The following is a 12,305-nucleotide window of genomic DNA, read 5'->3' on the forward strand; positions in this document are numbered from 1 at the left end:
CTCAAAATACATGACGACGGACAACCTTGACTTCAAATCCCAAGCGCGTCGCTACGCGACAGGTGCAGATAGACCTTCCCATTCCAGATAGTGAGGCGTGGCCAGTAGCGTATCACTGTACGCTTGAGCTATACCATCTTCGTCACCGTGTTCACGCAGTGAAATTCCGTAAGATCGCAGTCTGGTAGCTTCCGGCAGTACAAATGCGTCTGCAATCGACCATGGTCCTAACAGGAACGCTCCGCGATCTTTGAAGCGTTTCCTGAGCGAGCTGTACAGCCGAACCATCCTTCGTACGTCATTGTGGGATTTTTCATCCTGAAGTTCGAAATTCGTTCGCAAGAAAATATCCATGCGACACTCGCGGCGCAGGGCAAGGAAGCAGGAGTGCATTTCTGCCGTAACAGAGCGCGCGATCGCTCGGCTGACTGGGTCTGAGGGCCAGAGGTTTGCCTCTGGATACAATTCATTCAAATACTCGGCAATTGAAGCAGTATCCCAAACAAGCAAATCATTATGCCAAAGAACCGGAAGGCGAGCGTTTGGTGAGACTTCGCCAAGCTTGGTGATGAAGGCGCGTTTTGCTTGCGGACTGAACTGTCGCCCTTCTGTGGCTTCGACTTCAATCAGCTCTTCTTCGAATGGCGCCCCGGTCGCTTTGAGAATCAACCATGCCCGCAAGGACCAAGCGGACCACTGACGGTTTGCGATTACGAGCTTAAGTCTGTTCTGTGTCGTCTTGGAAGCAGACATCAATCAGGCTTTCGGTTTGTGGAACAAATTATCCAAGACAGGGAGCACGATGAAATGCGAGCGGGCAAGTTGTGACCATCAATTACTGCATATGCGTGATTTTGGGAGTGATCTCGCCCGAAAATTCAAGCGAGGCTATGATGATGAATCATCAATAGATCTGGAGGCGCCATGTGCCTCTTTCAGGTCAAAAATTTCAGCCAGGATGAGGTGAGTAATTGAGCATTTCATATAGTGAAGATCAGGCTATCTTCCGTGATAGCCTAACGAAGTTCCTGCTGTTGAAGTATTCTTTTGAAAAGCGCCAATCGATTGTCGATTCAGAAGAAGGGTTCAGTCGCGAAATTTGGAAGGGCTTATCGGAACTCGGCGTGCTTGGACTTACATTTCCGCCCTCATACGGAGGTTTTGGCGGAACAGCGATAGACGTTCATATAGTCATGGAAACGTTTGGCCGCTTTCTGGTTGTTGAGCCCTTTGTTCCCACCGTAGTTGTTTTTGGCGGCTTGCTCAAAGCCGGGGGGAGCGAGCAGCAAAAAGCAGAACTGATTCCGAAGATTATAAATGGCGAATTGATATGTGCTGTTGGGCTGATTGAGCATGACAGCCGCGACAACTTTGCGAGCGTGGGAACAGTTGCGATTCCAACTGGCGAGGGCTTTCTTGTTTCAGGCGCCAAGTCGGTTGTTCTGGGGGCGCCTCAAGCCGACAAAATTTTGATCTCTGCCCGCATCGCTGGAGACAAAATTGGAAGCGCAGGAATTTCCCTGTTCTTGATTGATGCGAATGCGGAGGGTGTGAAACAGCGTGCGTACCGGACCGTCGATGGGATGCGGGCCGCTGAAGTGGTGCTCACCAATGTTGCAGTAACGCCATATCAAATGATCGGCAAATCCGGCGAAGCGTATGAATTGATTGAAGGGGTAATGGACGACGCGACCTCTGCCATGTGCGCTGAATGTGTCGGTGCCATGAAGGAGTTGAACCAGCGGACTATAGATTATTGTCGAACAAGAAGTGCCTTTGAAAATACCTTGTCTCAGTTTCAGGTCGTGAGGCATAAACTCGTTGATATGCGAATTGCTTACGAGCACGCACTTGCATTGTCTGTGCGCGCCGCCAGGGAAATTGAGGCAGAGAGCTTACAAAAGTCGGAAGCTGTTTCCGCCGCCAAAGTGCAAGTCTTCAAAGAAGCGGAGTTTGTTTCATCAAATTCCATTCAGCTTCATGGCGCAATTGGAATGACAGACGAGTTGGATGTCGGACACTATGTCCGCCGAATTGTTGCTCTTGAAACAACTGGAGGAGATTGCGCGCACCATACAAACCGCTTCGCAAGACTGATTGATTTGCGGAATCACTCGGGCGTCCTCTCGGCAGATTTCTTCGGAAAACTCAATGAAGCTGAGGTTGGGTTTCAGGCCGACGTTCAATCCTTCCTCGAGAAGAATCTGTCAGACGATATGCGCCTTTCTGCGCGCTATACGGCTTGGGCATTTGCTGAATTCGAACAAGGTTGCGAATGGCATCAAATTCTTGCGAAGCGAGGCTGGGGGGCGCCGCACTGGCCGGTCGAGTATGGCGGCGTGAACTGGTCGCCCGTTCAAAAGCTCATCTGGAGCGTCGAATGCCTGCGAGCTGATGCCCCGATGTCCATGAACATGGGGCGTGATCTGGTAGGGCCTTGTATTATGAAGTTCGGCACCGGCTCTCAAAAAGCAGAATTTTTACCAGCGATTTTGAACGGCACTGATTGGTGGGCACAAGGATTTTCAGAACCTCAAGCAGGATCGGATCTTGCTGCTCTTCAACTGGATGCCACGTCAGACGGAGACTCTTACATTCTCAACGGGTCAAAAATCTGGACCACCTTTGCTCAACACGCGAACCGCATATTTTGTTTGGTACGCACGGGGCGGGGATTGAAGAAGCAAATGGGAATTTCAGTATTGCTGATTGATCTCGACACGCCTGGCATTGAAATTAGGCCAATTAGGACTATCGCGGGAGACGAAGATTTCAATCAAGTGTTTTTCACGAATGTACGTGTTCCGAAGGCGCGCCTTCTGGGGAGGGAGAATGAGGGTTGGAGTATCGTCCGATACCTTCTTCAGTTTGAACATGGCCTCTCAGTCTGTGTGGGTGTTTCGTTGCAGCAGATGTTTTGGAGGTTGCGTGACCTGTTGAAGGCTGAGCCAGACGGACTTGGGGGCAAACTTTTGGATTCTGAAACTACGATACGCTCCCTTGCAGAGATGTTACTCGAAATCAAAGCCGTTGCCTGTTTGGACGAGCAGATCATTGCTGCAACTCTCGCAGGACAGCCTCCGTTGGAGCTCGGTGAAATTGTAACAATTCGGAGCCGGGAAGTAGGACATAAACTAAACAAGATGGTCATGCGGGCAGCAGGCCAATACTCAAGGCCCTACCAAAAAGATGCAAGAACTTTGGGTTCAGGCGCAATGCCTGTTGGGCCTCTGCACTCGCTTATGGCCATGCCGTATTACCTCGCGCAACTTGCCTCTACTATCGCTGGCGGTACTCAGGAAGTACGTAAAAACAACCTCGCCAGAGGCCTGCTTAATCTGTAGTCTGATGAGTTCGATCCCGCTGGCACAATTAATTTTCATATCCTCGGAACAATCACCCCATATCAGGCTGAAATGTAGCCGAAAGTGAATCCGGTAGCTAAAATGAGGAGCTGGCGTGTACAATCTCGACTGGAGGCATGAACATTAACAAGAAGGAAGCATACGTTCCACCGGATGTTTGGACTTGGGACAAGGAGAATGGTGGGCCGTTCTCTCACCTCAACAGGCCCGAATCCGGTGCCACACATCAGAAGCTCTTGCCAGTCGGCAAGCATCCGCTTCAGTTGTATTCTCAGGGTACTCCAAATGGCATCAAAGTCACAATCATGCTGGAGGAGTTGCAGGAGCTGTCGCTTGAGCAGGCAGAGTATGATGCGCACCTGATCGATATCTCGACAGGTGATCAGTTTTCATCAGGCTTTGTGGAGATAAATCCGAACTCGAAGATCCCCGTGTTGCTGGATCGGAGTGGTGATGAGCTGGTGAGTGTATTCGAGTCAGGATCAATTCTGCTGTATCTGGCTGAAAAGTTCGGCAGCTTTCTCCCGCGCAATCTTAAGGACAGAACATCTTGTTTGTCCTGGCTGTTTTGGCAGGTAGGCAGCGCGCCATATTTGGGAGGTGGATTTGGGCATTTTTACTTTTATGCGCCAACCAAAATCGAGTATGCAATCAATCGATTTGCTATGGAGACGAAACGGCAGCTTGATCTGTTGAACAAGCACTTTGCGAACTATGAGTACGTCGTAGGTGAAGAATATTCTATTGCGGATATGTCAATCTGGCCATGGTATGGTGGCTTGGTGCGCGGAGAGCTTTATGGCGCCGCTGATTTTCTGGACGTATCTAGCTATCACCATTTAGGAAGATGGGTTGAAACCGTTGGCGCGCGGCCAGCGGTAAAAAGAGGACGAATGGTCAATCGTGTGAAAGGGCCACTCGAAGAGCAGTTGCGTGAACGCCATGACGCGGCTGACTTTTACACCAGAACCGAGGACAAAATTCAAAGTTCTGGAAAAAAATCATAGAACAAACGCCGCCATCGCTATTCTGGTCGAAACCAATGACGTCCAGCTATCTGAGATGAAAGTGAGGTCCCGTCACGGACTCGATATCTTTTGCCCAATGCAGCCCACTTTTTTGTGATTGTTGAGTACTGCTAGCTTGCTTCTATGCCGCGCAGGTCTCTTCTGTAAGGGCTAAGTGCTCGATTGATTGGGGCAAAGGGAGGAAGTCGCCAGTTTTGAAAACTGTGGTGTGAGTTCGTTCGGTCTGTGTACAGCATAAGCACAAATTATAGGCTATCGAGAACTTAGTTCTGACACGGATGAGCTCGATGCTCTGCGCGATTCGAAGGGTAAGCTTGTTGGTAGTTGAACTTGGGAAGAATCCTAAAAGCAATGCATTTACGAGCTAACAATGCCAGCACACAAGATGGTTCAAATTCAGGTCGTGCGCGAAGATGTAAAACTTGTGCAACAAGTTCGATGACTTTGCACATCAAGCTTCGGAGTTCAGTTTGCCCCTTGATCCAACGCTCAAAGCACAATTCAGCTTGCCGGCTGTTTGCGCGCCAATGTTTCTTGTTACCGGTCCGGAACTCGTCATCGAAGCTTGCAAAGCGGGTGTCATGGGTTGCGTTCCCCGGCAGAATGCCGGGACTATGGAGGAATTCGAATCCTGGTTGAGCCAGATACAAGCGGAGCTAAGGGCCTACAAAGAGCAATTTCCCGAAGAAAGGATCGGCCCAGTCGCTGTCAATCTTGCGACCCGTCGGCCTGCTTCGGAACTGCGAGACGACCTTGCCGTTTGTAAGCGATACGGCGTCCGGATTATTATCAGTGCGACAGGTGATCCTTCCGAGTTGATCCGCGAGGTGCACGACTGGGGTGGATTGGTTTTCCATGATGTTGTGAGTATGCGCTTTGCGGAGAAAGCAATTCGAGCCGGCGCTGACGGACTTACGTGTATTGCCACCGGTGGAGGGGGGCACTCAGGTGGATTGAGCCCGCTCGTCTTCGTCCCCAAGGTTCGCTCCATCTTCAATGGAACTATACTGATGGCTGGATGCATCGCAACTGGCGGGGCTATTCGGGTTGCAGAAATACTGGGAGCCGATCTCGCATACATGGGCACGCGATTCATCGCAACTAAAGAAGCGAAAGTAGACCTAGCATACTGGGACATGCTGGTGAACGGGACCTCTTCCGATCTTATATTTACGGATAAGGTATCTGGCGTTGCGGCCAACTGGTTGATCACTTCAATGCAGAGGGTGGGCATAGACTTGGACAAATTGCCCGATCTGGCAGGTAAGGTGATGCGCTCAGATCATCTTCCAATCCACATAAAGCCTTGGCGCGACATTTGGTCTGCCGGGCAAGCTTTGGATTTGATAAATGATGTTCCAAGCACGAAATCCTTGATTGCGCGCTTAAAAAGTGAATACGAATTTGCCTGTTCCTTGCCACAGTTTGGTGACACGCAGGAGATGGGTGGCGGGACCTCAGAGGGCCCAAATGCCGCACGCTTCCGGCAATAAAGTCGGTACACAAATTGTATCGGTTGCATGTGATTGTCTCGAAATGTAAGCGTAAGCGAAATGATGATTGCTTATGTTGTGATCGGAGCATCCGTTCGGGCCTGATCCTTGGCTGTAATCATCATGAGCAATTGCCCCGCGGCAACTTGGGAGTCTGGCATAACAGCAACGTCGGAAACCTTCCCTCCAAAGGGCGCGACCAATGCGTGCTCCATCTTCATCGCTTCCAGTTTTACCAGAACTTTTCCGGCTTCTATGGTATCGCCATTGCGAGCATGAATGGATACAATCCGGCCGGGCATGGGTGAAACAATGGCGCCGTCTAAGCCCGTCGCTGTCGCTGCGGCGTCATGCCTTGCGGCGCTTACAATAAAGGGCCATCCGTTTTGGACAAGGAGGAGAGATCCCTTTCCGAGCGAATAGCAGTAGGCTTCCTCTCGCTCATTCGGTAGTGATAATGAAGCTGTCGAAACGCTGCCGTCGATCAGGATCTTGCAATTCAGATCGGGCGCCGCTCCCAACCGTAGGCCGCAAAGTGCCTTCCACGGGGCTGACGCTGACAGCGACACCTGGCGCACGAGTTGGCTCGCAGCAAGCGACAGAGAGTTTTGAGACACAGCTGGCGGCGCCACGAGGCGATCGCGGTGCGTGTCTATATAATTTGTAGTAAGGTCGAAATCTGCAAACGCTTGTTGCCGCAGCAATCTGGAAAGGAACCCCGCATTATTATCGACCGGCCAGGTAGCGACCTTGCTGCAGGCCTCTGCCAGTTCCGCGCGTGCTTCGTCGCGGCTCTTTCCGTGTGTCACGAGTTTTGCAATCATTGGGTCATAATACGTAGAAACAATGTCGTTCCGAGAAACTCCCGTTTCAACCCGCACGGGTGAAGTGGGCAACTCGAGCACTTCAAGTCGTCCTGTGGACGGAAGAAAGCCAGTCGCAGGGCTCTCCGCATAAATCCGTGCCTCCATCGCCCAGCCCTCTATCGACAGTTGGTTTTGCGACTTAGGCAGTGGTTCTCCTGATGCCACCCTTAACTGCCACTCGACCAGATCCGTGCGAGTAATCATCTCCGTGACCGGATGTTCGACCTGCAGTCGAGTGTTCATCTCCATGAACCAGATACGGTCGGAACGGAGCCCCTCGGATCCGTCCGCTATGAACTCGACCGTGCCGGCACCCACATATTTTACGGCTTTGGCGGCGCGAATCGCAGCTTCGCATATCGCCATGCGAGTCTTTTCATTTATACCGGGAGCAGGCGCTTCCTCGATGACCTTTTGGTGTCGCCGCTGCAGGGTACAGTCGCGCTCGAACAGGTGAACCATGTTTCCATGTCGGTCACCGAATATCTGCACTTCGATGTGACGGGGATCTGTGATCCACTTTTCAAGTAGCACATGTGCATTGCCGAAGGCAGCTTTCGCCTCACGCTGACAGGCCGAAAGCGCGCCGGCAAAGTCGGCCTCTGCTTCGACCTTTCGCATACCTTTGCCGCCACCACCCGCAACAGCCTTGATCAGCACAGGATAGCCGATCTGGCCAGCCTCGGCCTTGAGGCGCTCGATCGTCTGGTCGTTGCCGAGATAACCTGGTGTCGTGGGCACGCCGGCATCCTGCATCAGCTTCTTTGCCGCATCCTTCAGCCCCATCGCCCGCATGCTTTCTGGCGTTGGCCCGACCCATATCAGACCGGCCGCAATGACCGCGTTTGCGAAGGCGGCATTCTCGGAGAGAAAGCCATAGCCTGGATGAATTGCCTCCGCTCCGGAAGACACCGCCGCGGCGATGATCCTGTCTCCCGCGAGATAGCTCTCTGCCGCGGGAGATGGGCCGATATGGACTGCGAAGTCCGCTGTACGGGCGTGCAGCGCATTGGCATCAGCGTCCGAGTAAACGGCGATTGTCCTGATGCCGAGCCGTCTGGCCGTCCGCATGATACGGCAGGCTATCTCCCCGCGATTGGCAATGAGTATGGATTTGAGCATCGTCCTACATCCGGAAAACGCCGAAGCTGGCACGCTTCGGGATCGGCGCATTGAGAGTGACTGCAAAAGCGAGCCCTAGCACATCGCGCGTTTGCGCGGGATCAATTATTCCGTCGTCCCACAACCGTGAGGTAGCATGCCAAGGACTCCCTTCCCGGTCAAACTTGGCGCGGATCGGTGCCTTGAACGCTTCCGCCTCGTCAGTTGACCACGTTTCTGCGTCCCGATGAACAGCTGCCATAACACTGGCGGCCTGTTCGCCGCCCATTACGGAGATACGGCTGTTGGGCCAGGTGAAAAGAAAGCGAGGCTGATATGCACGCCCGCACATGCCATAATTGCCTGCCCCGAAACTTCCTCCGATCAGCACAGTGATTTTTGGCACTTGGGCCGTCGCTACGGCTGTGACAAGCTTGGCGCCGTGTTTGGCGATACCTTCAGCCTCATATTTGCCGCCGACCATGAAGCCGGAAATGTTCTGCAGGAAGAGGAGAGGGATCTGCCTCTGGCAGGCGAGCTCGATGAAGTGAGCACCCTTCTGGGCGCTTTCGGAGTAGAGCACGCCATTGTTCGCCAGTATGGCGATAGGCATTCCCCAGATCTTTGCGAAACCGCAAACCAGTGTTGTTCCAAACAGCGATTTGAATTCATGAAACTCCGACCCGTCAACCAGGCGCGCGATGATCTCGCGCACCTCGAATGGTGTTCTAAGATCGGGGGGCAGAACGCCATAAATATCTTCGGCGGGGAGAAGCGGCGCGCAGACCTCGCTGAGGGCAATATTGGGTGCATGATTGGCTGGCAGTGTCGAGACAATATCGCGAACGATCGTCAGGGCGTGTTCGTCGTTTTCGGCAAGGTGGTCTGTGACTCCGGAGCGGCGACTGTGGGTTTCGCCTCCGCCGAGCTCTTCAGCTGTAATGATCTCACCGGTTGCTGCCTTCACGAGGGGAGGGCCGGCCAGGAAAATTGTCCCCTGTTCGCGCACGATGACCGTTTCGTCCGACATCGCAGGTACATAAGCGCCGCCTGCGGTGCAGCTTCCCATGACGCAGGCTATCTGCGGAATGCCTTGCGCTGACATGTTTGCTTGATTGTAGAATATTCGGCCAAAATGATCTCGGTCCGGAAAGACCTCATCCTGGTGCGGCAGGTTAGCGCCGCCGGAGTCGACCAGATAGATGCAGGGTAACCGGTTCTCGAGCGCGATTTCCTGCGCTCTCAGATGCTTCTTTACCGTGAGCGGAAAATAGGTCCCTCCCTTCACCGTCGCATCGTTAGCGACGATCATGACAAGTCGTCCCGAGACCCTTCCGATTCCAGTGATGATTCCAGCAGCCGCAACATCGTCCTTGTACACACAATAGGCGGCGAGCTGGGATAGTTCCAGGAACGGTGATCCGGGGTCAAGGAGGCGACGGACGCGGTCGCGAGCCAGTAGTTTCCCGCGAGACACATGGCGCTCCCGCGCCAATTCGCCGCCGCCCAGGGCGGCCTTGGCAATGTCGGACCGCAAACCTGCAACGAGCCGGGTATTGTGTTCTACATGGGCGGCAAATGATGGGTCGCTAGCGGTCACGCTGGTTTTGAGTACAGGGCCGCTCATCCTCTCATCAGCTCCCGGCCAATCAGGAAACGCCTGATTTCATTTGTGCCTGCGCCAATGTCATAGAGCTTGGCGTCGCGCAGGAAGCGCTCAACCGGCCATTCGCGCGTATATCCGGCCCCGCCCAGAACCTGAATGGCTTCCATCGCCGTTTGCACAGCGTTTTCGCTCGACATAAGGATCGCGCCCGCCGCGTCAAAACGCGTTGTACGGCCTTCATCACAGGCCTTGGCAACTGCGTAGACATAGGCTCTGGAGGAATTGAGCGCGACATACATGTCAGCGAGCTTGGCCTGGATGAGTTGGAAGTTGCCGATCGATTGGCCAAACTGTTTGCGGTCGCGTGCATAAGGCAGGACCGTATCGATGCAGGCCTGCATGATCCCGATTGGACCACCTGAGAGAACCGTCCTCTCATAGTCCAGTCCACTCATCAGGATGCCGGTACCTTGTCCTGGCGCTCCGAGGACGTTTTCGTCCGGAACAAAGCAATCCTGGAAGACAAGTTCGCCGGTATACGAACCGCGCATACCCATCTTGTCGAGCTTGCGAGCCACTGAGAACCCTTTGAACGCTTTTTCGACGATGAATGCAGTCACGCTGGCTGAATCGCTGGCCGCACGGGTTTTGGCGTAGATGACAAGCGTGTCTGCGATAGGTCCGTTGGTGATCCAGAACTTGGCGCCATCAAGTTTGTAACCGCCTTCGATTTTTCTGGCTTTAAGGGACATGCTCATGACGTCTGAACCGGCGCCGGCCTCGGACATTGCAAGCGCGCCAACATGATCCCCGGATATGAGCTGGGGGAGGTAGCGCGCTTTCTGTTCCGCGCTCGCCCAGCGCCGGATCTGGTTGATGCAAAGGTTTGAATGAGCGCCGTATGACAGGCCGATGGAGGCTGAAGCCCGCGAAATCTCTTCCATCGCAATTACGTGATGGAGATAACCAAGCCCCAATCCGCCATCGGCCTCTTCGACTGTGATGCCATGAAGCCCTAGCTCTCCCATCTCCCTCCAAATCCAGTGCGGCGCTTCATCGCTGCGGTCCAGTTCTTGAGCGATGGGCTGTAGTCGATCCCGCGCAAAACGGGCGCAGGTTTCGCGAATCATTCCCGCGGTTTCGCCGAGCGAAAAATCAAAATGGGTCACATCAGCACCTGAAGATTACTTCAGGGGCAGATATGACCCGCGTTCAAATTAGTAAAATTGAATTAGATGTAGGCATAGCATATACGATATCTATGATCGACCGGTATCTCATCAGGTATTTCCTTGCCGTAGTGGACAGTGGGAACTTCTCTCGTGCAGCCCAGCGGTCGAATGTCTCGCAGCCGACCCTGTCCGTCGGCATTGCAAAACTGGAAGAACTCATCGGTGCAGCCCTTTTTCATCGCAATAACCGCCGTGTGAACCTTACCGAGGCGGGCACCAAGTTTCTCCCTTATGCCCGTCGGATCGAGAGGGAGTTCAATTGCGCCGCTGCCGCTGTCAAAGGTATCGAGCCATCACCGGTATTGAAGCTTGGCATATTGAACACGGTTTCCTCGAAGATGGTGCAGCATGCTGTTCGCCAAATGATTGAAGCTGATCCTCTCCAACGTATTGAGCTGGTGGAAGGGTCCGAGCGCGAGATTCTTAGCAGCATTTCACGCGGAAGAATTGATATTGCGCTCACCATCGTAAAGCGCGGCGGTAACAGGTTCAGAGAGGAGGTTTTGTTCGAGGAAGGCTATGTTGCTGCCTTGCCAAAGACTCATCCTCAAGCCGGCTTCTTGTCTCTGTCGGCTGATGATCTCGCGGAAAGCGTTATGATCGTGCGTCGGCAATGCGAAGCGCTGTCAGAAACTAGCCGGTATTTCCTCGAACGAGGCGTGAGACCTTTTTTTGCCTATCGCTCGTCTCATGATGACCGAGCCCTGGCGATGGTCGCAGCTGGCCTTGGCGTTACTGTTACGCCGCGGTCCCATACCTGGCCCGGGGTCTGGCAAGCAAAGCTGACGGGTTTTGATGTGACGCGTAAGTTGGGGCTCTGCTACGTTGAAGAGAATTCCGAGCGTGCACGGTCAGGGTCTTTGCAGGTATTGCGTGACACGATATCGAAGGCTGGCGTAGGTGAAATCAACTGTAGCAAGCCGTGAGGCGGCGCGGCAGGATGGATAGCGTTAAATAACGGGCAACGGCCAGATCCGATATTTCCAATCTGGTCCCAGAGACCATCCGGACGAAGGCATGTGTGCTTAAGCACGTTTGGCGCACGCATGCCCCAGAGCTAGAAGTAACCGAGCACTAGGACACGAAGAAGCGCGAGCAGGCACCGGCCTTGAAACTCTGGCGAAATGACATGAAACACCATTCAGATCCGGAGCTTGCGGAGACGTAAAAGTTTCCATCCGATAATGCGGAAACAAAGATGGTGGGAAACGAACGACGCCATGAAAGACGCCGCCGCTCGAACAATCTTGGTGAAAAATCTCACCAGCCATTTCGGCTGCTTGAGCGGTATATGTGGCGTTTTCGATGGATACAAAGTCTGCAGATACGATAGTGCCTCAGTCGATTCGTCTGTGTACAACCATTCCCTTCACCCGAGAAATAGTGAAATAGTAGGCGATCTCAGCTCCCTCGACTCTTCGCGAATGGCGCAGAACCGTCGTTGTCAGATATCCGCGGCGCTGTGAATAGCGGAGACGGGTTCGCCTCGTACAGAATGTTGCTTGAGATCAGCTCCTCCGGGAAAAAACTGGAGACATTTACGATTAAGTCTGAAACCGCCCTTCTGACCGAAAGGCAGATTGTAGTGGAAGTGAACCGCGCCGGGTTTGCCGG

The 12,305-nt window shown here is 53.4% G+C and carries 8 protein-coding genes; 4 read left to right on the top strand and 4 right to left on the bottom strand.

Features of this window, described 5'->3' with window-relative positions; genetic code table 11:
• Positions 1–51 precede the first annotated feature (51 nt).
• Entirely contained in the window at positions 52–753 is a 702-nt protein-coding gene (locus HPO_RS20430; protein ID WP_084324456.1) for a glutathione S-transferase N-terminal domain-containing protein, read from the bottom strand.
• Positions 754–971: 218 nt separating this feature from the next.
• Between HPO_RS20430 and HPO_RS20120 the strand changes: the two genes are divergently transcribed.
• The 3 genes from HPO_RS20120 to HPO_RS19000 all read left to right on the top strand — a co-directional run bounded on the left by HPO_RS20120 (position 972) and on the right by HPO_RS19000 (position 5,886).
• Positions 972–3,344, top strand: a complete 2,373-nt coding sequence (locus HPO_RS20120; RefSeq protein ID WP_051612845.1) for an acyl-CoA dehydrogenase family protein — start codon at positions 972–974, stop codon at positions 3,342–3,344.
• A 143-nt stretch (positions 3,345–3,487) separates the two neighbouring features.
• Complete coding sequence (gene yghU / locus HPO_RS18995; RefSeq protein ID WP_422120105.1) at positions 3,488–4,372, top strand: glutathione-dependent disulfide-bond oxidoreductase; 885 nt, start codon at positions 3,488–3,490, stop codon at positions 4,370–4,372.
• 443 nt (positions 4,373–4,815) lie between these two features.
• Complete coding sequence (locus tag HPO_RS19000; protein WP_206742195.1) at positions 4,816–5,886, top strand: NAD(P)H-dependent flavin oxidoreductase; 1,071 nt, start codon at positions 4,816–4,818, stop codon at positions 5,884–5,886.
• 71 nt (positions 5,887–5,957) lie between these two features.
• On the opposite strand, the gene HPO_RS19005 is transcribed toward HPO_RS19000, so the two are convergent.
• Genes HPO_RS19005 through HPO_RS19015 form a run of 3 tightly spaced genes read right to left on the bottom strand, consistent with a single transcriptional unit; the run spans position 5,958 to position 10,589 of the window.
• On the bottom strand, positions 5,958–7,874 hold the full coding sequence (locus HPO_RS19005) for an acetyl/propionyl/methylcrotonyl-CoA carboxylase subunit alpha (protein ID WP_035602654.1): 1,917 nt from the start codon (positions 7,872–7,874) through the stop codon (positions 5,958–5,960).
• 4 nt (positions 7,875–7,878) lie between these two features.
• Positions 7,879–9,480, bottom strand: a complete 1,602-nt coding sequence (locus HPO_RS19010; protein ID WP_035602658.1) for a carboxyl transferase domain-containing protein — start codon at positions 9,478–9,480, stop codon at positions 7,879–7,881.
• A complete protein-coding gene (locus HPO_RS19015) occupies positions 9,477–10,589 on the bottom strand; it encodes an acyl-CoA dehydrogenase family protein (RefSeq protein ID WP_051612846.1) in 1,113 nt (370 codons plus the stop codon). Before HPO_RS19015 ends, HPO_RS19010 begins: the two co-directional genes overlap by 4 nt.
• Positions 10,590–10,660: 71 nt before the next feature.
• On the opposite strand from HPO_RS19015, the gene HPO_RS19020 reads away from it, so the two are divergent.
• On the top strand, positions 10,661–11,617 hold the full coding sequence (locus HPO_RS19020; RefSeq protein WP_206742196.1) for a LysR family transcriptional regulator: 957 nt from the start codon (positions 10,661–10,663) through the stop codon (positions 11,615–11,617).
• Positions 11,618–12,305: the final 688 nt, after the last annotated feature.

Origin of the sequence: Hyphomonas polymorpha PS728, assembly GCF_000685315.1 — a bacterium.
In the GTDB taxonomy this organism is placed as follows: Bacteria; Pseudomonadota; Alphaproteobacteria; order Caulobacterales; family Hyphomonadaceae; genus Hyphomonas; species Hyphomonas polymorpha.